Raw genomic sequence first — 21410 nt, 5'->3', positions numbered from 1 at the left:
TAACTTCGAGATGTTGTTTTTATTAATCCATTGATTAAACTACAAATTTATAGCCAAAATAAATTCATCTCAACGCCAAAAACAGATATTTTTAACTTATAAGCAAAGCTGACTATAAAGATCGAAGCAATCATAGGTTGCAATTTAATCGCTTTCCTAACTGAGAGCGCACAGGATTAAACTGTGAAATCCCACCTCCCACCTCATTCACGGACTTACAGCCGTTAGAGCGCTTCCAGTTAATCAGTCAGCCTTGAGCCGCTCTCTCCATTTGTTTTACGAAAATCTTGTTCCGAAAAGTCTTTTACGCCGTTCGGGATGCACTCTAATTTCAAATTTTGCTATCTCAGCACAGCTGGTCTATGAAATGTCCTGCTCAAATTCATCTCCCACAAAACCGGTATTCTGTTCAAATAAGAACTCCTAATGATTAAAAGGGTAGCAGGCCTATGGTTGCACAGACTGTCATCACCGACTTGCTGAACGGACAAGAATTGCGGGCTGCCGGTTTCATCGTCACGGTCTACGGCGATATTGTTCTGCCCCGAGGCGGTATTCTCTGGACAGGCTCGCTGATTGAAATTTGTAACCGCGCAGGTTTGAGTGAATCCGTGGTCAGAACCGCTGTTTCTCGCCTAGTCACCGCCCAGCGCCTGAAAGGCGAACGCAACGGTCGGCGCAGCTATTACAATCTTGATGCTTCTGCGCAGCAGGAATTCGATCAGGCAGCAAAACTGCTTTATCAACCCGATACGGTCATCAATGGCTGGCAAATCATTTTTGCCCCTGACTTGCCTGATGCAGCAGCCTTGCGCCTGCGCATGGGACGCATGGGGTCTTCCGTCTTTATCCGGCCGGATCGCGGACAGGCTTTGCCGGAAGGCGCACAGCTTTTGCGGGCTGTTGATCCCGATGATATGAACTGGCTTGCGCAGTTCTGGGATCTCTCCATCCTGCATCAACGCTATTGTGATCTGCTGACACGGTTTGAACCGCTGTATAGCAAAATCCCGCAGCTCTCCGCAGAAGACGCGGTGATGGCGCGACTTTTGCTGGTACATGCCTATCGCAGCGTCTTATTACGCGACCCGCGTCTGCCAGCCGAGGCTCTGCCTGATGACTGGCAGGGGCACAATGCTCGTGATCTGTTTCGCAGTCTGTATCAGGCACTATCGCCTAAATCTGAGGTGTGGATTGCCTCACAATGCGAAGGTGTGGATGGCCTCTTGCCCGCAAAAACCCAGCAAACGGCCGCCCGTCAACACGGACTTTCCTTGTCAGAACAAGGGTAAAATTTGTTTTACCTCAAAACATTACAATAATTCTAAAAAATCACTTGCGCTGTAATGTTTAATGGCCGTATAATCCTGACCAAGCGGTCGATGAATGAGGAGTTCACTCGGCTTTCTCAGGGTAGGAAAGGACAAGGCAATGCAAGATGCCTTTATCTGCGATGCAGTACGTACACCAATTGGCCGGTATGGCGGGGCATTAGCTTCGGTACGTGCAGATGACCTTGCAGCATTGCCTCTCAAAGCCCTCATTGAAAGAAATCCGGGTGTAGACTGGTCTGCCGTTGATGATCTCATCTATGGTTGCGCCAATCAGGCCGGTGAAGACAACCGCAATGTCGGCCGTATGGCTGTGTTGCTGGCAGGTCTGCCGATCAGCGTTCCCGGCACCACCGTCAACCGGCTTTGCGGTTCCGGTATGGATGCCATTGGCATGGCCGCACGCGCTATCCGCTCCGGCGATTGCGACTTCGTTATCGCGGGCGGCGTTGAGAGCATGACACGCGCGCCCTTTGTGATGCCGAAAGCTGACAGCGCCTTCTCTCGCAATAATGCGGTTTATGACACCACCATCGGCTGGCGCTTTATCAATCCGGCGATGAAGGCAAAATTCGGCGTCGATACAATGCCGGAAACCGCTGACAATGTGGCCGCTGACTTTCATATCTCCCGTGAAGATCAGGATGCATTTGCAGCACGCAGTCAGGCGCGCTGGGCAAAAGCACAGGCTTCAGGCCTTTTTAAAGATGAGATCGCTCCGGTTACAATTACACCCCGCCGTGGCGACCCGATAATCTTTGCCGAAGACGAACATCCCCGCCCAAGCACGACCGCAGATGCACTCTCCAAACTGAAAGCCATTAACGGCGTTGATCTGACCGTGACCGCAGGCAATGCCTCCGGCGTCAATGACGGTGCGGCAGCGCTGACTATTCTTTCAGGACAAGCCGCAAAAGCGCAAGGACTGACACCAAAAGCGCGAATTGTGGCCATGGTCGCAGCTGGTGTTGAGCCGCGCATTATGGGTATCGGCCCATCGCCCGCAGCCAAAAAAGTTCTGGCGCGCGCCGGCCTGACCATCGATCAGATGGATGTGATTGAACTGAATGAGGCTTTTGCCAGTCAGGCATTAGCCACACTGCGTGATCTGGGTCTGCCGGATGATGCTGAGCATGTAAACCCGAATGGCGGAGCCATCGCCATCGGTCATCCTTTGGGCATGTCCGGTGCGCGTTTGGTCTCAACAGCGATGTATCAGCTGCATCGCACCGGCGGCCGCTATGCCTTGTGCACAATGTGCATCGGTGTTGGTCAGGGTATCGCCATGATTATCGAACGCGTCTGACCGGAAAGGACAGCCAGCTATGTATGCACAGCTTGTAACGTCTGAAGGTGCAAAAAACCGCGCCGAGATGAGCCCGCAGGAAATCGCTTTTCAGGAGCGTATCGACCGCGGTGAAAAGATCGAGCCGAAAGAATGGATGCCGGACGGCTATCGTAAGACGCTGATCCGCCAGATCGGCCAGCATGCCCATAGTGAAATTGTCGGACAGCTGCCTGAGGGCAACTGGATCACCCGCGCGCCGACACTGGAACGCAAAGCGATCCTGCTTGCCAAGGTTCAGGATGAAGCCGGTCACGGCCTCTACCTCTATTCTGCCGCTGAAACTCTGGGCGTCTCACGCGATGATCTGCTTGAACGCCTGCACGAAGGCCGGATGAAATATTCCTCAATTTTCAACTATCCGACACTGACATGGGCCGATATGGGCGCGGTTGGCTGGCTGGTTGACGGCGCGGCGATTATGAATCAGGTGCCGTTGCAGCGTACATCCTACGGCCCTTACAGCCGTGCGATGATCCGCATCTGTAAAGAGGAATCCTTCCACCAGCGTCAGGGCTATGCCGTGATGATGAAAATGGCTTCCGGCACACCTGCACAAAAACGTATGGCTCAGGATGCGCTGAACCGCATGTGGTATCCGTCATTGATGATGTTCGGCCCGTCCGACAAGGATTCCGTGCACTCTGTCCAGTCTATGGCCTGGAAGATCAAGATGAATACCAATGACGAACTGCGTCAGAAATTTGTCGATCAGACAGTTCCGCAGGCTGAATATCTTGGTCTGACAGTTCCCGATCCTGATCTGAAATGGAATGAAGAAAAAGGCGGTTACGACTTTACCGAGCCGGACTGGACTGAATTCTTCGATGTCATCAGTGGTAACGGCCCTTGCAATACGGATCGCCTCGGCGCCCGTGTCAAAGCATGGGACGATGGCGCCTGGTTCCGCGAAGCACTGGTTGCGCATGCCGACAAGGCTGCCAGTCGTTCTGCCCGCGTTGCAGCCGAATAACAGCCCTCAAGATAAGGAAGAATAGCATGTCCAAAGAATGGCCGCTCTGGGAGATCTTTATCCGTGGTCAGCACGGGCTGAACCATCGTCATGTCGGCAGCCTGCATGCACCCGATGCTGCAATGGCGATCAATAATGCGCGTGATGTCTATACCCGCCGTAATGAAGGCGTTTCCATCTGGGCGGTACGCTCGGATGATATCGTCGCCTCCAGCCCGTCGGAAAAAGGCCCGCTTTTCGAACCTTCCAACAGCAAAGTGTATCGTCATCCGACATTCTTCGACATTCCAGAAGAAGTAGGGAGCATGTGATGAGCGCTGCCCACGGTAAAACAGCGCCGGTACTGGATCGCGCTAGACAGGAAGAAATCGTACGCAATGTGCGTCCTCCTGCGGAAGACAAGAGCACACGTAATGTGGCTTTTGAAACCCTGCTCCGTATTGGTGATAATACTCTGATCCTCGGTCATCGCGTGTCCGAATGGTGCGGGCATTCCCCTGCATTGGAAGAAGATATCGCGCTGGCCAATGTGTCCCTCGACCTGATCGGTCAGACCCAGCTCTGGCTCGGTCTTGCCGGTGAAGTGGAAGACAAAGGCCGCTCGGCGGATGATCTGGCTTTCCTGCGTGACGCCTGGGATTTCAAAAATCTCCTCATCACCGAACGCCCGAATGATGATTTCGGCTATACGCTGATGCGTCAGTTCCTGTTTGACGCCTTTCATCTGGAACTCATGAAAGCGCTGAAAAAATCGTCTGATCAGCGCATTGCAGATATTGCAGAGAAATCTGCTAAGGAAGTTGCTTATCATCTGGAGCGCTCCTCCGATCTGGTCATTCGTCTGGGTGACGGTACTGACGAAAGTCATCGCCGTATGCAGAAGGCTCTGGATGCCTTGTGGCCATATACCGGCGAAATGTTCCTGTCTGACGAGATCGACAAGGCTGCAGCGGAACAGGGTATTGCACCCGATCCGGCAGAGTTACGCCCGATCTGGGAAAGCACAATCCGTGCGGTTCTTCATGAGGCGACGCTGCATATTCCGGACAGCACCTTTGCCCATAAAGGCGGCCGTCAGGGCATGCATACCGAACATCTGGGGCATATGCTGACACAGTTGCAGTGGTTGCAGCGCGCCTATCCCGGTGCGAGCTGGTAATCGCCATGGAGAACACTGCCCGTCCCTCTCTCGATCAAATCTGGGGCTGGCTTGCCGAGGTTCCCGATCCGGAAATCCCGGTTATCAGCCTGACTGATCTCGGCATCATCCGTGATGTTGCATGGCAGGAAGATGAGCTCGTTGTCACGGTTACACCGACCTATAGCGGTTGTCCGGCCACCAGCATCATCAATCTCGATATTGAAACGGCACTGCGCTCCAAAGGGATTGAACAACTCCGTCTGGAACGCAGGCTCTCTCCTGCATGGACGACTGACTGGCTGAGTGCAGAAGGCCGCGAAAAGCTGCGCGTCTATGGCATTACGCCGCCTGTTGACGGTACTGCCGCAAATGGTGTGCTGCTTGACCGTGCCCGCAGCCTTTCAGGTGGCAATATAACCATCACCTGTCCGCGCTGCTCCTCCGCCAATACGGAAAAGATCAGCCAGTTCGGATCGACGCCCTGTAAGGCCAGCTATCGCTGCAAAGATTGTCTGGAGCCTTTTGACTATTTCAAATGCATCTGAGGATGCGCCAGTTCTAGAGCGGTTTACGTTCATGTTGAATCGCAGTGCTCGCTCTAGATTCTTTTGTTTGTCGCATTATCCCAGACTGTCCAAGTTGATCCAACTTGACTGTGAAATGCTCTAGGCCGGTTTTAAGAAAGATACCCAATGGCACGCTTTCATACCCTTAAAGTCACCGATATTCAGCGCGATACCCGCGATGCTGTCGTTCTGACATTGACCCCGCGGGATGAAGACCGCGAACAGTTCAACTTCACACAAGGTCAGTATCTGACCTTCCGCCGTGCATTCGACGGTGAAGAACTGCGCCGCAGCTATTCCATCTGCGCGGGGCTGGATGACGGCTTGTTGCAGGTCGGGATCAAACGCGTTGACGGTGGTGCATTCAGCACATGGGCGAATGAAAATCTGTGCCTTGGCGATGAAATTGAAGCCATGTCGCCAATGGGGCGCTTCTTTACGCCGATCACAGCGGATGGTGAAAAACAATATCTGGGCTTTGCGGGCGGTTCCGGCATTACCCCGTTGCTATCGATCATCAAAACCACATTGGCACGCGAGCCGAAATCCCGCTTCACATTGATTTATGCTAATCGCCAGATCAGCTCAATCATATTCCGCGAAGTGCTGGAAGACCTGAAAAACACCTATCTTGGCCGTTTTTCTGTCATTCACGTGCTGCAGCAGGAAGGTCAGGAAATTGATCTTTTTACAGGCCGTATTGATGAAGCCAAGCTGAAGGATATGTTCCGTATCTGGATTGATCCGACATCCATTGACACTGCTTTCATCTGCGGCCCCGAGCCGATGATGCTGAGCATCGCCGCCAGCCTGCGTGAACACGGTTTGAAAGACGAGCAGATCAAATTCGAACTCTTCGCCTCCGGTCAGCCAGGACGTGCCAAGCAGCGTCCTGTTTCCAAACAGGCCGCAACAGCCGGTGCCGGTGTGCAGGCCATGATGACACTGGATGGCACGACCCGCAGCTTTACAATGGAACGCAACGGCCAGACAATTCTGGAAGCTGCCCTCGCAAACAATCTTGATGCACCTTACTCCTGTAAAGCCGGTGTCTGCTCGACCTGCCGCTGTAAAGTGCTCGAGGGCGAAGTCGAAATGGCCGTCAACCACGCGCTGGAAGATTACGAAGTCCGCGCCGGTTACGTCCTGTCCTGTCAGGCATCTGTGCTGAGCGACCGCGTTGTCGTCAGCTATGATGAATAAGGGGAAATGCCATGTCTGATATGATGAATATTGAAGAATATCTGGCAAAAGGCGGCGTTCTCTCCGCTCCGAATAATGTACCTGCACGCTATCGCGGCGAGCTGATGCGGATGATGTCGAGCTTTGTCGACAGTGAACTGGCGGCCTCTGCGGGTTTTGCATCCTCAATTAATTTCGCGCCCGCTATTAAAGAGCGTATTGCGGCCAGCCGTATCACGCTGGAAAAAGCCGATCATGCCGAGCGTGTTCTCAATATTATGGGTGATTTCGGCACCGATAAACGCCGTTACCAGTCCCAATATGATTGGGCAGCACGTGCACCGCGCGACAGCGACCTCGGCACCACCCGTAAAGAAGGTGATATGCGGGTTTCGGTGTTTCACTACCCGATTATCAGCTGGACAGATGCCGTGGTGATGAATGTCCTGCAAGGTCTTGCCACCGGCATTTTGATGACCGAGTTTACGCGCATTTCCTACGCCCCGCTGGCCGAGGTCTTCCGTGAAATTGCACCGCGTGAAACCCGCCATATGCAGCTTGGTCTGGAAGGACTAACAAGCATTGTCCGCACAGATGCCGGTCGGAAAGAAGCCGCAGCCAGTATCGATTATTGGCGCCCGCGTGTTGCTGCCGGTTTTGGCGATCCGCAATCCGGTCGTTTTGAAATTCTGGCGCGTTTTGGTCTGCGCCATAGCCCCAACAGCGCCTTACTCAGCCGCTGGCAGAGTGAATGTAGCACGATTTTGAGCCCGCTTGGTCTTTGATATTGACCATCCCATAGCGCCCTGCCCCCGATGAAGAATTTGGAAGGAAATGCAATGAGCCATATGGCTGTTCAACCACGCCGCCTTGAAAGCTATGTCTATGGAAGCTGGGTCGCCGGCACCAAACAAGGACAGACGCTTTTGGATGCAGCCACCGGTGAACCGGTAGCGCTTATTGATTCAACAGGCGTGAATTTCGCTGATACGCTGGATTATGGCCGCAAAATTGCAGGCCCAAAACTGCGGAATATGACCTTTCATGAGCGTGCCCAACTTTTAAAAGAGCTGGGTCTGGCGCTGATGGCACAGAAAGAGGAATTCTATACGGAAAGCCTGCGTACCGGTGCCACCCGCAGTGACGGCTGGGTCGATATTGAAGGCGGCATCGGCACTATGCTCGCTTATTCGTCCAAAGGACGGCGCGAATTGCCGAATGCCCGTGTTCTGGCTGAAGGTGATATTGAGCAACTTTCCCGTGACGGCAGCTTTATCGGTCAGCATATCCTCACCCCTATGGAAGGCGTTGCAGTGCATATCAACGCCTACAACTTTCCGATCTGGGGTATGCTGGAAAAAATCGCACCGACACTGATTGCCGGTGTGCCTTGTGTTGTCAAACCGGCCAGCCAGACCGCTTATCTGACTGAACTGATGGTACGTCGTATCATTGAAACCGGCATTCTGCCGGAAGGTGCATTGCAGCTGATCTGCGGCTCGGTCGGCGATCTGCTCGACCATGTGACAGAGCAGGACGTGGTAACATTCACCGGCTCGGCCAGCACCGGCCGTATGCTGAAAAACCATTCAGCTATTGTTGCTAATTCCGTTCGCTTCACCATGGAGGCAGACAGTCTCAATGCGGCAATTCTTGCTCCTGATGCCAAAGCAGGCACAGAAGAGTTTGACCTGTTTGTCAAAGAAGCCTGCCGCGAAATGACCTCTAAGGCCGGTCAGAAATGTACAGCGATCCGCCGTGTGATTGCGCCTCGCTCTGAGGTTGATGCTCTGATCGCTGCCCTGCGCGAACGTCTTGGTAAAACAGCGGTCGGCCTGCCTCAGGATGAGGGTATCCGTATGGGTGCATTGGCGAGCCTTGATCAGCGCGTGGAAGTCCGTGACCGTATTCGCACGTTGCAGAAAGGTGCTGAAATCGTTGCCGGTGATCCGGATGTGATCAATATTGCCTCCGGCGATGCGGAAAAAGGTGCATTCCTCAATCCGGTTTTGCTTTATGCAGACAAACCGTTTGAGGCCGAAGCCATTCATGATGTGGAAGCTTTCGGCCCTGTCTCAACTGTTATGGCCTATGATGATCTGGATGAAGCCATTGCGCTTGCCCGTAAAGGTAAAGGCTCGCTGGTCTCTTCGGTCTTTACCAATGATCCGGCAACCGCAGAAAAAACCGTGCTTGGCGTTGCGCCATGGCATGGCCGTGTGCTGATCGGCAACCGTGAAACCGCAAAGACCTCAACCGGTCATGGCTCCCCTCTGGCCGGTCTGATCCATGGTGGTCCGGGTCGCGCAGGTGGCGGCGAAGAAATGGGCGGTATTCGCGGCGTCAAACATTTCATGCAGCGTACAGCCGTTCAGGGTTCACCGACACTGCTTTCCGCTGTTACTGGCCGCTGGATTGAAGGTGCACCGGCAAAACAGGACGAGCATCCGTTCCGTAAATCGCTCGCAGAGCTTAAAATCGGCGATCAGCTGATTACAGATAAGCGTACCATCACTCTGGAAGATGTTGAGCATTTTGCTCATTTCACCGGTGATACCTTCTACGCTCATATGGACAGTGAAGCAGCGAAAGCCAATCCGTTCTTTGAGGACCGTGTGGCGCATGGCTATCTGATTGCAAGTTTTGCGGCAGGTCTTTTTGTTCATCCGGATGCAGGGCCGGTTCTGGCCAATTACGGCGTGGATAATCTGCGCTTCCTCGTGCCGGTTTATTTCGGCGATACATTGCAGGTACGCCTCACCTGTAAAGAGATCAATCCGCGCCTCAATGCACAGCATGGCGAAGTGCGTTGGGATTGCTGTGTCACCAACCAGCGCGGTGACGTTGTTGCACAATATGATGTGCTGACCATGGTTGCAAAATCATGGCCTCTGCCTGAAGTGGCAGAATGAGCCGTGTTTACACCTGAGACGGGATTATTCCCGTGATTGATCCTGCTGCCTTCACTCAACCGAAGGCAGTGGTGACCGGTTATCCATATCGGCCCGACAGCCTATGTCGGGCCCGAATGTATACCGCGCGGGGATTTCGGTATTTATTTTAAATTATATGCCGCTTCTGCCGGAACGCAGAAACTTTAACGAACAGCCTTGATGCCTTCGAGGATCAGCGTTGTGGCAACGTCAGCATAATCTTCGCGGGTAATTTTACCGCCATCTTTGAACCACATATAGACCCAGTTGATCATGCCAAACAGGGACATGGTTACAGGGGTCAGCAGCGGCCGCTCGGCATTATCCAGCTCCGGATTAATCTCGCGCAGCACACGCGAGAACCGCTTAACAATCCGTCGCTCAATAGCATAAATCTGCTGACGCTGTTCATCCGGCAGAGCCCATGCGGCATTCAGCTGAACTTTGTGTTCATTATCCGCGCCTTTATAGCATTCAAGCACAGTGCCAACCAACTGGCGCAGGCGTATGCGCGGATCAAGCGTTTCATCATCAGCCGCTTCAATCGCCGCAACCAGATCTTCCAGATGCGTGGTGATAATCGCGAAAATCAACTCATCTTTGCTCGGATAATAATGATAAAGCAGTGATTTCGACACTTTGGCATGATTGGCAATCAATGACATTGATGCTTTTTCCATACCCAAATCGGCAAAAACTTCTGCAGCGCTGATCAGCAAACCGCGTTGTTTCTCTTCAAAATCAGTGGCTCTGGTTCGAGACATCGTGCCCTCTTATTACCGTATAAATCATGCCTCACCGGCAAAAGATCAGGGGGCAATAAGGCCCCCTGATATGAAAATTACTTTTTAAATCGCGTCGTAGTGTAAACAACACTTACTCAACAGGGCGGTCATCGACAACCCTCTTGGCTTTGCCTTCAGACCGCACCATTGAATTCGGATCTTTGATAACAATCTGAGCCGAAACGCCGACAATGCTCTTGATATGATGTGACAACTCGCGTGAAGATTTAGCGCGTGCCGCATCATCTGTCATCTCCGGTGTACATTCAACATGCACGGTCATACAATCCATACGGCCTGTACGGGTCAGCTGAATCTGGAAATGCGGTGCGAGACCAGCGCATTTCAGAACCTGTTCTTCAATCTGTGTCGGGAAAACATTAACCCCGCGCAAGATGATCATATCATCACTACGGCCGGTAATTTTCTCGATACGACGCATGGAACGCGCTGTGCCCGGAAGGATACGTGTCAGATCGCGTGTGCGATAACGTACCATCGGCAGCGCTTCTTTGGTCAGGGTTGTGAAGACCAGCTCTCCCATCTGACCATCCGGCAGAACCTCACAGGTCACAGGATCAATAATTTCCGGATAGAAATGATCTTCCCAGACATGCAGACCATCTTTGGTCTCAACACATTCCATCGCCACGCCCGGCCCCATCACTTCAGACAGGCCGTAAATATCGACAGCATGCATATCAAAGGCATTTTCGATTTCTTCACGCATGGCATTGGTCCATGGCTCCGCACCGAAAATACCGATCTCCAGCGAGCTCTGGCGCGGATCAAGACCCTGCCTGCGGAACTCATCAAGAATCGACAACATATAGCTCGGTGTTACCGTGATAATGCGCGGGCGGAAATCATTAATCAGTGTAACCTGACGCTCCGTTTGCCCGCCGGACATCGGAATAACCGTACAGCCCAGACGCTCAGCACCATAATGCGCACCGATACCGCCGGTAAATAACCCGTAGCCATAGGCGTTGTGCAACATATCGCCGGAGCGGCCACCCGCAGCGCGGATTGAACGCGCGATCAGATTGGCCCAATTATCAATATCGGACTGGGAATAGCCGACAACGGTCGGCTTGCCGGTCGTGCCGGAAGATCCGTGGATCCGCACAACCTTGTTCTGCGGAACGGCGAACATGCCGAACGGATAGGTATCGCGCAAATCCTGCTTGTAGGTGAAAGGGAACTTGGCAATATCCGCCAGTGTTTTCAGCTCTTCAGGATGAACATCCGCTTCAATAAAGCGTTTGCGATAAAAAGATGAATTTTCGTAGCAATGCTTTAACGAACGCTTCATGCGATGGAACTGCAACGCTTCGATTTCATCGCGCGAAGCAGTTTCAATCGGATCGAGGATCTTTGGATCCGGTGGCAGCGCTTTCATAGGAACCTCCCTGGTCTTATATACGGCAAATCAGTCCGGCACATGCGTTCCCTTGACGCTGCGCGACAGGCCGCGAAATTCTGCAATATGGTCATTGTCCTGATTGACGACACGAATATCGTAAATACCGGAGCGCCCGCGACGGGACACCTCACGGGCATGTGCCGTCAAACGGTCACCGATCTTGCCCGCATTGATGTAACTCACCGAGCATTGCTGGGCGACAGTCAACTGATTGTAACTGTTACAGGCAAAAGCAAAGGCACTATCCGCCAGTGTAAAAATATACCCGCCATGGCAATTGCCGTGCCCATTGGCCATAAAATCCGCAATCGTCATCGACAATGTGGCTTCGCCGGGAGCGACATGCTCCAGCTTCATGCCAAGCTTCTGGCTGGCATGATCTCCGTCCCACATAGCCTTGGCAGAAGCTTCTGCCAGCTCCTGCGGCGTCATTTCTGAAGCACTTTTCATCGGCCTTTAAACTCCGCCTGACGCTTTTCAAGAAAAGCGGTCACGCCTTCCGCATAATCAGCGCTTTTGCCTGCTTTTTGTTGTGCGTCTTTTTCTGCATCAAGCTGCTGGTCAAGTGTGTTGGTTGCCGCTTCCTGAATTAGGCGCTTGGTCAGCCCAAGTCCGAATGTTGCACCTGATGCCAGTTTACGTGCTGCTACCATTGCCTCAGCCTGCAAGGTCTCATCATCAACAGCCTTCCAGATCAGTCCCCAATCCATTGCATCCTGCGCAGATAATGGTTCTGCCAGCATGGTCAGTGCCTTGGCTCGCGGCTCACCCAGAATACGGCTCAGGTTAAATGTACCACCTGCATCGGGAATCAGTCCGATTTTTGAGAAGGCCTGAATAAAGCGGGCAGATTTTGCAGCAAAAACAATATCACATGCGATAGCAATATTCGCACCCGCACCGGCTGCAACACCATTGACCGCGCAAATAACCGGCTTATCTAATGAGCGGATCAGACGCAGCGTCGGATTATAAAACGTCTCAAGGGTTTTGCCCAGATCAGGTGCCGCGCCACCCTTGCGCGGATCGCGATCGCCGAGATCCTGACCAGCGCAAAAACCACGGCCGCTCCCCGTTAAAAACACCGCCCGTACCGCATTATCATCATGTGCGCGCTGAATAGCTGCGCGCAAAGCAATATGCATTTCCTCGTTAAATGAATTCAGCTTTTCAGGGCGGTTCAAAGTCAAAGACAGAACGCCGTCAGCCAGATCCACCAGAACAGTATCCGACATAATTTCACTCCCTGCTCCGGCATATTTTCGGAGCTCTCTCTTTTTTTGTTGCATAAACCGACCGGACGGTCAATAATAATATCAACAATAACGAGGGATGATATCACGATGTTTTGGGACCGCCATTTTCCAGTGCTTGAGTCTGCTTTGGCAGCACTGCATAAGCGTGAATTCTGGACACCCTATCCTGAAATCCCTTCAGGCAAGATCTATGGCGAAACCGCAAAACAAGACGGGCTCAACGCCTATGAAAGCCTGCTGAACAAACCTTTTATTCTTGCAGATCATCCTGAAAACACCCGCTTTGGTGCTGAGACCTCTCCTTATGGCACAGCCTTGGGAATCACTTATCCTGCAGCAACTGTTGAACAACTGATGGATGCAGCCAATGCTGCCGCCGATGAATTTGCCCAAACAGATACTAAAGCCCGCATTGGTGCTTTGCTTGAAGTTTTAGCACGCCTCAACCGCGAAAGTTTCCTGATGGGCAATGCTGTCATGCATACCACAGGTCAGGCTTTTGCCATGGCTTTTCAGGCCGGTGGCCCGCATGCGCAGGACCGCGCCTTGGAAGCGGTGGCAATGGCATGGGAAGAGATGAACCGCTTTGCCGATCATGCCACTTGGGAAAAACCACAGGGCAAAAATCCGCCATTGCGGATTGAAAAACACTGGTCATTGGTGCCTGAAGGTATTGCATTGGCCATCGGCTGCAACACCTTCCCGACATGGAATTCATTTCCTGGGATTTTTGCCAGTCTTGCCACCGGCAATCCGACAATTGTTAAACCGCATCCGTCAGCAGTGCTGCCTTTGGCGATTGCGATCAAGGTCATCCGTGAAGTTTTTGCGGAAACCGGTCTGCCGGTTGATGCGATTTTGCTCGCCATTGACAGTGCAGAGGCACCAATTGCCGATAAACTCGCAGTTCATAGCGATATTCGCCTCATCGATTATACCGGTTCCAGCGCTTTTGGCGGCTGGTTGCGCGATCATGCCCGTCAGGCACAGCTTTTTACCGAAGAAGCGGGTGTGAATACGGTTACCATTGCCGCCACCGATAATTTCAAAGCCATGACCGATAATCTGGCCTTTTCCTTTGCGCTCTATTCCGGTCAGATGTGCACCTCACCGCAGAATGTTTACATTCCGGCAGACGGCATCGAAACTGATGAAGGTCATAAGAGCTTTGAACAAGTTGCACAGGGACTGAGCGATGCGATTGATCGCCTGCTCAATGATCCTGACCGCGCTGCAGGTATTTGCGGCGCGATTGCCAATCCGGCAACGCTCGAGCGTGTGCAGACTGCCCGCAAACTTGGCCGCATCATCCGCGACTCCGCATCTTTGCCTGTAGCGCGCAGCGCCACACCTTTGATCCTTGCCATGCAGGAGAACGACAAGGTGACCGAGGATGAGTGGTTCGGTCCGATCATTTTCGTCATTCCGGCAAAGGATGCCACCAGCGCAATTCAAACCGCATCCGCTCTGGCTCGTCGTAAAGGTGCGATCACCGCAGCACTCTATGACACGGATGAAACCCGCATTCAGCAAGCTGCCATCGCCTTTGCGCGGGGCGGTGTGAATCTGTCGGTCAATCTGACAGGAAATATTTTCGTCAACCAATCTGCCGCTTTCAGTGATTTCCACGTTACCGGTGCAAATCCTGCGGGCAATGCTTGTCTGACTGATACCGCTTTTGTGGCCAGCCGTTTCCGCCGCGCAATGTGGCGCAGACCAGCCACAAATTAATAACACTCTGGGAGGAGACTAACGTGATTAAATTTTTAAAAACAACGGTTCCTGCAACCATTCTGGCGCTCGGTCTTGCAGGTGGCTGGTCCGCTGCTCAGGCAGAAATCCGCCTTGGCGCTTCTATTTCAGCAACCGGCCCTGCTGCGTTTTTGGGCGATCCGGAAGCCAAAACGCTGGAAATGCTGATTGCTGAGCTGAATGAAAAAGGCGGCATCAATGGCGAGCAGATTAAGCTGGTCATGTATGATGACGGCGGCGATGCCAATAAAGCACGCACTTTCGCAACCCGTCTGATTGAAGATGATGAGGTTGTGGCAATTATCGGCGGCACCACCACCGGTACTGCGATGTCGATCCTGTCGGTGGCCGAAGATGCTGAAATTCCATTCATCGCCCTTGCCGGTGCGATTGAAATTATCAAGCCGGTGCGCGCTTATACATTCAAAACCCCGCATACTGACCGCATGGCCTGCCAGAAAATCTATGAAGATATGGGCAAGCGCGGCATCAGCAAAATCGGTCTGATTTCCGGCACCGACGGCTTTGGCGCGTCAATGGAAGCGCAGTGTAAAGACGTTGCCAAAGACTATAAAATCGAGATCATTGTCGATGAGACCTATGATCCGAAAGATGCGGATATGACAGCGCAGCTGACAAAAATCCGCAATACCGGCGGCATTCAGGCTGTGCTCAATCCGGGTTTTGGTCAGGGACCGTCGATTGTAACCCGCAACTATCATCAGCTTGGCATTGAACTGCCGCTGTATCAGTCGCATGGCGTTGCCTCTTCCGGCTTTATTGAGCTGGCTGGTAAGCAGGCCGCAGATGGCGTGCGCCTGCCAGGCACTGCATTGCTGGTTGCAGATCTTCTCAGCAAGGACGATCCGCAGCAGCCACTGGTTACCGCTTATAAAACCAAATTTGAAGACCGTTTTAAAATGCCGGTCGGCACATTTGGCGGCTATGCGCATGATGCGCTGCTCATCATCACCGATGCTGTAACCCGTGCCGGTTCCGCCGAGCCACAAGCCATTCGTGATGCCATTGAAAAGACTAGCGGTCTTGCCGGTGCCACAGGTATCTACACCTTCTCGCCGGAAGATCATCTGGGTCTCGACCTGTCCGCGTTCCGTATGCTGGAAATTAAGGACGGCGGCTGGACACTGGCTGAATAAGCTCTGCCCCCGCTCCCGCCTGTCAACCACAGGCGGGAAAGAATCTAGAGCGGTTCTGATGAACACGGAATCGGAGAACCGCTCTCAGTCTTTGTTTTGTCGCATTATCCGACGCAAAACCGTTTCACACTTTTGCCGGAAATGCTCTGATATCCACCATCCCAGACAGACGCCGGAGAGCTTATGTCCGAATTTATGCAATTCCTTTCTTCAGGGGTAACAGTCGGCGCAGTTTATGCGCTGGTCGCCCTTGGTTTCACGATCATCTATAATGCTTCAGACGTGGTGAATTTCGCACAAGGCGAATTTGTCATGCTGGGCGGTATGATCACATGGGCAGCCTATGCCGCCGGTTTACCTTTGCCGCTGGCTGCGCTGATTGCCATTATTCTGACAGCAGCTCTGGGTGTTGCGATCAATAAATTCGCCATTGAACCGGCACGCGGTGCGCCGGTTGTGTCCCTGATTATCATCACCATCGGTGCATCGGTATTTATTCAGGGTGGTGCGCAAATCATTTTTGACAAGCAAATCCATAGTTTTCCGGCCTTTTCCGGTGACACACCGCTGAATATTCTCGGCGCGACTATTCAGACACAGAGCCTGTGGGTCATTGGCGGCGCTTTGGTGGTCTTTATCGGTCTGTGGCTGTTTTTCACCCGCACCCTGCTTGGCCGTGCGGTGCTTGCCACATCCAATAATCGTCAGGCGGCACAGCTGGTCGGGATCAATACGACCTTTATCATGACGCTGTCTTTCGCACTTTCAGCCGGTATCGGCGCATTGGCCGGTGTGCTGGCAACGCCGATCACTCTGGTCGCCTATAATGTCGGCATTGGTTTTGCGCTGAAAGGCTTTGCCGGTGCAATGCTCGGCGGCATGGGTAACCCGAAAGGTGCGCTTGCAGGCGGCTTCCTGATTGGTCTGATCGAAGCCATGACCGCAGGCTATCTGTCTTCAACCTATAAAGAAGCAGCCGCTTTTATCGTTATTCTTCTGGTGCTGTTTTTCATGCCGCAAGGTCTGTTTGGCAACAAAACCACGGAGCGTGTCTGATGCCCCGTATTTCTGCTAAACTACTGACCCTGCTGGTTTTGGCTGCGATCATCGCTTTATCGCCGTTGTTCTTCCCGTCAGGCTTTTATTTCCGCATCGGCGCTCTGGTTTTCGTCAACGGGCTGGCTGTTCTGGGTCTTGTCATTCTCACAGGCTATGCCGGACAAATCAGCCTTGGTCATGCAGGCTTTGCCGGTATCGGCGGCTATGCCTGTGCGCTTGCACCTGTGCATCTGGGTATCCATCCGGGGCTGGCTGTGGTTTTGGGAGCAATTGTTTCCGCTATACTGGCCTATCTGGTCGGTCGCCCTATCCTGCGCCTGAAAGGCTATTATCTCGGCGTGGCAACGCTGGGCTTTGGTATTCTTGTCTCTATGGTACTGAGCAATGAACGCGATCTCACCGGCGGGCCGGATGGTATGTCTGTGCCGGAACTGGGTTTGCGCGGCTGGCTGAAAACCATTGGTCTGAACTTGAGCAATGGCGAATTCTGGTACTATTTCTGCGGTATCGTGCTGCTGATCGGTGCATGGGTTGTGCTAAACCTGCACAACAGCCCGATGGGGCGTGCTTTGCGCGCACTCCACGGATCAGAAATTGCAGCCCGAACTGTCGGTATTGATATTGCCCGCTATAAACTGATGGCTTTCGTCATCTCCGCAGTCTTTGCCTCAGTAGCAGGCTCGCTGATTGCTTTGCAAAACAAATTCATTACCCCTGACATTGCCGGTTTCATGCACTCGATTGAAATGGTGACAATGGCCGTTCTCGGCGGTGCAGCCTCTGTTCTCGGTGCAATTCTGGGTGCTGCCATTCTGACAATTCTGCCGCAGGTGCTGACGGTTTTTGCCGAATATGAGCAGCTTATCCTTGGTCTTGTCATGATGCTGGTGATGATCTTCTTACGTGAAGGCCTGCTGCCTTCCATACTGCGCAAATTCAGGGGGACCGGCGAATGACCCTGCTCTCTATTGAAAATTTAGGCATCAGCTTTGGTGGCCTGAAAGCCGTTGATAATGTCAGCTTTCAGGTTAAACAGGGTGAAATTACATCCGTCATCGGCCCCAATGGTGCCGGTAAAACCACCTTATTCAATATGATTTCCGGTATTTATCAGCCTTCACATGGACGCGTGCTCTTAAAAGGTGAAGATATTACCGGTATGCGCCCCGATCTGCTGGCGCGCCGTGGTATGTCACGCACATTCCAAAACCTGCAGATCTTCCAGAATATGTCGGTGATTGAAAACGCCATTGCAGGATTTCACTTAAGCGAGCGCGGCTCGGTTATCAGCGATTTGCTGTCTCTGCCAGATTCACGACGCAGAGCAGCCAAAGCCCGTGACAATGCCATGCAGCTTCTGGAAAAAGTCGGTCTTGAACGCGCGGCCGAGCGTGAAGCAAGCAGCTTGTCTTATGGCTCGCTGAAACGGCTGGAAATTGCCCGCGCTCTGGCTTTGCAACCTTCAGTGCTGTTGCTAGATGAGCCTGCGGCCGGTTGCAATGCCGTGGAAACTGATGAAATTGACCGGCTGATTGCCGAGGTTGCCGCCTCCGGCGTAGCGATTTTGCTGGTTGAGCATGACATGAAAATGGTGATGCGCATCTCCAATCATATAGTGGTTCTCGATCACGGACAAAAACTGACGGAAGGCCTGCCAGCCGAGGTCAGTCAAAATCCGGCAGTGATTGCGGCTTATCTGGGTGCAGATTACAGCGAGGAGAACGCGCATGCTGACAGTTGAGGGACTGCGCTCGCGTTACGGGCGTATTGAAGTGTTGCACGGGATTGATCTGACGGTCGATTCCGGTGAAATCGTTACGGTTGTCGGCGCCAATGGCGCCGGAAAAACCACCCTGCTGCGTTGTCTTTCCGGCTTGCAGCCGGTTTCAGGCGGCAGCATTAATTTTCGTGGTGAGGTGATCACCACGCTTTCAGCCTATCGCCGTCCGTCGCGCGGATTAACCCAGTCGCCGGAAGGGCGTCAGATTTTCACGAACCTGACAGTCGAGGAAAACTTACGTCTTGGCGCGTTTTTATTTCGCGACAGCCGCGTTGAGAAGGATATGGAAGATGCTTTTTCCATGTTCCCGATCCTGAAAGAAAAACGCAATCTGCCTGCCGGTGGCCTTTCGGGCGGCCAGCAACAAATGCTGGCAATGGCACGCGCTCTGATGGGGCGGCCAGCCTGCTTACTACTGGATGAGCCATCGATGGGGCTGGCGCCGATTATTGTTCAGCAGATTTTTGATGTAGTCAGCAGTCTGAAGTCCTTAGGCGTTACTATTCTTCTCGTCGAGCAGAATGCCTATGGCGCTCTGAAAGTTGCCGACAGAGGTTATGTGATGGAAACCGGTAACATCACAATGCAAGGTTCCGCTGAGGAACTGATTGCAGATCCTAAAATCCGTGAAGCCTATCTGGGAATTTGATATGTCAGTTACCATCACCCGTGAAGGTGAAATCGCTCTCGTTACAGTTGATAATCCGCCTGTGAATGCCCTTGGTCAGGCACTGCGTCAGGGATTGTGGGATGCTGTCTCCACCCTTGATGCCGACGATCAGGTCAAAGCTGTCGTACTGATTTGCGCAGGGCGTACCTTTATTGCGGGCGCAGATGTACGCGAATTCGGCCAGACACCTCAGCCGCCGCATTTACCTGATCTGGTAACAAAAATCGAAGCTGCAAAGAAACCGTGGGTGGCTGCAATTCATGGCTCTGCGCTTGGCGGCGGGCTTGAAGTGGCGCTGGGTTGCCGTTTCCGTGTCGCCGTTGAAAGCGCATCGCTCGGGCTGCCGGAAGTCACATTAGGTGTTATTCCGGGTGCATCCGGAACTGTGCGGACACCACGCCTGATCGGCCTCGAAAAAGCGATTGCCATGATCACATCCGGCAAGCCGGTTCGTGCAAAACAGGCACTCGCATACGGGATGGTTGATGCTCTGATCGAAGGTGACCTGAAAGACGACGCACTGGCATTTGCCCGCAATGCCATGCTACAATCGCTGCCACAGCCAATCTCCTTACGTCCTGCTCATCAAGCCGATGAAGCATTCTGGCAGACGCAGCAGGAAAATGTCCGCAAAGCTGCACGTGGTGCCAGCGCTCCGCTCATGGCTTTGGAATCTGTTCGTCAGAGTTCACTCCTGCCATTTGATGAAGCTATGGCCTTTGAACGCCACACATTTCTTGAACGCCGCGACTCCCGCGAAGCCGCAGCCCTGCGCCGGATTTTCTTTGCAGAGCGTGGTGCGACCAGACCTGTCGCATTGCAGGATATCACTCCGGTAACCCTCAAAACCATTGGCGTTATCGGCGGCGGTACCATGGGCGCGGGCATTGCTGCTGCTTTGCGCGAGGCGGGTTATCCGGTTATCCTCACCGAGCAGGATGAAGCCGCAGTGGAGCGAGGTCTTGCCAATATCCGCAAAATTTTCGACGACAGTGTCAAACGTGGCCGCCTGAGTAAAGCCCAGGCTCAGGAGCGCTTTGCTGGGGTCACAGGTACCTGTAATTATGCGGATCTCGCTGATGCAGATCTGGTGATTGAAGCGGTTTTTGAAGAGATCAGCGTTAAACGCGCTGTGTTCGAAAAGCTCGGACAGGTCTGCCGTTCAGATGCAATTTTGGCAACCAACACATCCTATATTGACCCGCGTGCCATCGCTGAAGGAGTGCCACATCCTGAGCGTTTTATTGGCCTGCATTTCTTCAGCCCCGCACACATTATGAAGCTGCTGGAAATTGTTCCGGTTCCACAAACATCAGACACAGTTTTGGCCACCGGTTTCAGCCTCGCTGCCAAATTGAAAAAAATGCCTGTACGTGCCGGTATTTGTGAAGGTTTCATCGGCAACCGCATTCTGAAGCGCTACCGCGCTGCGGCAGAAAATTTGCTGCGCAAAGGCAATAATATTGCCGATATTGATGCCTCTATGCGTGGCTACGGATTGGCCATGGGGCCGTTTGAAGCACAGGATCTGGGCGGGCTGGATATCGCTTATCTGCAGCGTGAAGGTGCTCGCGCCGCAGGGCAGACTATCCCGCAAACATTGGGTGACATTCTGGTTGAAGCAGGGCGCAAAGGACAGAAAACCGGCGGCGGTTGGTATGATTATACTGACGGCAGCCGCAAAGGACAGCCTTCCGCTGAGGTCACAGCGCTTTTAAAAGCACATGTCACGAGCAGTACTCCTCTGTCATCCCAAAAGATTGCCGAAACGCTTGTGGGCGAGATGGCAGCAGAAGGGCAGGTCATTCTTGATGAAGGCATTGCCACGGATGCTGTAGATATTGATCTGGTAAAAATTCACGGCTACGGCTTTCCGCGCTGGCGTGGCGGGCCAATGTTTGCCAGTGATAGAGCCTGAGTAGCTTTAGACTAGCCACGCATACAACTCGGCTTGAGCCCTACCGCCTCATCGCGGTCAACCGCAATCACATTTTACGATGTTATATAGTTGATTATCATAAGCCCGCTTTATGCGGGTTTTCATATCTGAGTTT

20 protein-coding genes are annotated in these 21410 nt (G+C 52.9%); 16 read left to right on the top strand and 4 right to left on the bottom strand.

Annotated features, from left to right (window positions below; all coding sequences use genetic code 11):
* Positions 1-449 precede the first annotated feature (449 nt).
* From QUF18_RS07035 to paaZ, 9 genes are all read left to right on the top strand, one after another.
* Positions 450-1292 carry a PaaX family transcriptional regulator C-terminal domain-containing protein gene (locus QUF18_RS07035; RefSeq protein WP_289386384.1) on the top strand — a complete coding sequence of 281 codons (843 nt, stop codon included), beginning with the start codon at positions 450-452 and terminating at the stop codon, positions 1290-1292.
* 139 nt (positions 1293-1431) lie between these two features.
* Positions 1432-2637: a 3-oxoadipyl-CoA thiolase gene (gene pcaF, locus QUF18_RS07030; protein WP_289386382.1), complete on the top strand. Its 1206-nt coding sequence runs from the start codon at positions 1432-1434 to the stop codon at positions 2635-2637.
* Between the two features lie 19 nt (positions 2638-2656).
* Complete coding sequence (gene paaA, locus QUF18_RS07025) at positions 2657-3649, top strand: 1,2-phenylacetyl-CoA epoxidase subunit PaaA (protein ID WP_113945504.1); 993 nt, start codon at positions 2657-2659, stop codon at positions 3647-3649.
* A 26-nt stretch (positions 3650-3675) separates the two neighbouring features.
* A complete protein-coding gene (paaB, locus tag QUF18_RS07020) occupies positions 3676-3960 on the top strand; it encodes a 1,2-phenylacetyl-CoA epoxidase subunit PaaB (protein WP_289386379.1) in 285 nt (94 codons plus the stop codon).
* Positions 3960-4808, top strand: a complete 849-nt coding sequence (paaC, locus tag QUF18_RS07015; protein ID WP_289386377.1) for a 1,2-phenylacetyl-CoA epoxidase subunit PaaC — start codon at positions 3960-3962, stop codon at positions 4806-4808. Before paaB ends, paaC begins: the two co-directional genes overlap by 1 nt.
* A gap of 5 nt (positions 4809-4813) precedes the next feature.
* Positions 4814-5335, top strand: coding sequence for a 1,2-phenylacetyl-CoA epoxidase subunit PaaD (paaD, locus tag QUF18_RS07010; protein ID WP_289386375.1), 522 nt, complete (start codon positions 4814-4816; stop codon positions 5333-5335).
* 147 nt (positions 5336-5482) lie between these two features.
* Complete coding sequence (locus tag QUF18_RS07005) at positions 5483-6559, top strand: 2Fe-2S iron-sulfur cluster-binding protein (RefSeq protein ID WP_289386374.1); 1077 nt, start codon at positions 5483-5485, stop codon at positions 6557-6559.
* An 11-nt stretch (positions 6560-6570) separates the two neighbouring features.
* Positions 6571-7323 carry a Phenylacetic acid catabolic protein gene (locus QUF18_RS07000; protein WP_289386373.1) on the top strand — a complete coding sequence of 251 codons (753 nt, stop codon included), beginning with the start codon at positions 6571-6573 and terminating at the stop codon, positions 7321-7323.
* 54 nt (positions 7324-7377) lie between these two features.
* Positions 7378-9450, top strand: a complete 2073-nt coding sequence (gene paaZ / locus QUF18_RS06995) for a phenylacetic acid degradation bifunctional protein PaaZ (protein WP_289386372.1) — start codon at positions 7378-7380, stop codon at positions 9448-9450.
* A gap of 185 nt (positions 9451-9635) precedes the next feature.
* Here paaZ and QUF18_RS06990 read toward each other — a convergent pair whose 3' ends face one another.
* The 4 genes from QUF18_RS06990 to paaG all read right to left on the bottom strand — a co-directional run bounded on the left by QUF18_RS06990 (position 9636) and on the right by paaG (position 12917).
* Entirely contained in the window at positions 9636-10235 is a 600-nt protein-coding gene (locus QUF18_RS06990; protein WP_289386371.1) for a TetR/AcrR family transcriptional regulator, read from the bottom strand.
* A gap of 112 nt (positions 10236-10347) precedes the next feature.
* Complete coding sequence (gene paaK, locus QUF18_RS06985) at positions 10348-11658, bottom strand: phenylacetate--CoA ligase PaaK (RefSeq protein WP_289386370.1); 1311 nt, start codon at positions 11656-11658, stop codon at positions 10348-10350.
* A 30-nt stretch (positions 11659-11688) separates the two neighbouring features.
* Entirely contained in the window at positions 11689-12132 is a 444-nt protein-coding gene (paaI, locus tag QUF18_RS06980) for a hydroxyphenylacetyl-CoA thioesterase PaaI (RefSeq protein WP_289386369.1), read from the bottom strand.
* Positions 12129-12917 (bottom strand): 2-(1,2-epoxy-1,2-dihydrophenyl)acetyl-CoA isomerase PaaG, encoded by a 789-nt coding sequence (gene paaG, locus QUF18_RS06975; RefSeq protein WP_289386367.1) that lies wholly within the window; start codon positions 12915-12917, stop codon positions 12129-12131. The genes paaI and paaG overlap by 4 nt, the downstream gene beginning before the upstream one ends.
* A gap of 108 nt (positions 12918-13025) precedes the next feature.
* Between paaG and paaN the strand changes: the two genes are divergently transcribed.
* From paaN to QUF18_RS06940, 7 genes are all read left to right on the top strand, one after another.
* On the top strand, positions 13026-14669 hold the full coding sequence (paaN, locus tag QUF18_RS06970) for a phenylacetic acid degradation protein PaaN (RefSeq protein WP_289386366.1): 1644 nt from the start codon (positions 13026-13028) through the stop codon (positions 14667-14669).
* A gap of 26 nt (positions 14670-14695) precedes the next feature.
* On the top strand, positions 14696-15847 hold the full coding sequence (locus QUF18_RS06965; protein ID WP_374807051.1) for an ABC transporter substrate-binding protein: 1152 nt from the start codon (positions 14696-14698) through the stop codon (positions 15845-15847).
* A gap of 183 nt (positions 15848-16030) precedes the next feature.
* Complete coding sequence (locus QUF18_RS06960; protein WP_289386365.1) at positions 16031-16903, top strand: branched-chain amino acid ABC transporter permease; 873 nt, start codon at positions 16031-16033, stop codon at positions 16901-16903.
* Positions 16903-17862, top strand: a complete 960-nt coding sequence (locus QUF18_RS06955; protein WP_289386364.1) for a branched-chain amino acid ABC transporter permease — start codon at positions 16903-16905, stop codon at positions 17860-17862. The genes QUF18_RS06960 and QUF18_RS06955 overlap by 1 nt, the downstream gene beginning before the upstream one ends.
* Positions 17859-18647 carry an ABC transporter ATP-binding protein gene (locus QUF18_RS06950; RefSeq protein ID WP_289386363.1) on the top strand — a complete coding sequence of 263 codons (789 nt, stop codon included), beginning with the start codon at positions 17859-17861 and terminating at the stop codon, positions 18645-18647. Before QUF18_RS06955 ends, QUF18_RS06950 begins: the two co-directional genes overlap by 4 nt.
* Positions 18634-19335 carry an ABC transporter ATP-binding protein gene (locus QUF18_RS06945; protein ID WP_113945488.1) on the top strand — a complete coding sequence of 234 codons (702 nt, stop codon included), beginning with the start codon at positions 18634-18636 and terminating at the stop codon, positions 19333-19335. The genes QUF18_RS06950 and QUF18_RS06945 overlap by 14 nt, the downstream gene beginning before the upstream one ends.
* 1 nt (position 19336) lies before the next feature.
* A complete protein-coding gene (locus QUF18_RS06940) occupies positions 19337-21274 on the top strand; it encodes a 3-hydroxyacyl-CoA dehydrogenase NAD-binding domain-containing protein (protein ID WP_289386362.1) in 1938 nt (645 codons plus the stop codon).
* Positions 21275-21410 lie beyond the last annotated feature (136 nt).

The sequence above is a fragment of the Pseudochrobactrum kiredjianiae genome (genome assembly GCF_030362795.1).
Taxonomy (GTDB): domain Bacteria; phylum Pseudomonadota; class Alphaproteobacteria; order Rhizobiales; family Rhizobiaceae; genus Pseudochrobactrum; species Pseudochrobactrum kiredjianiae.
The sequence above is the reverse complement of the archived record's forward strand: the minus strand, read 5'-3'. Positions and strand labels throughout refer to the sequence as shown.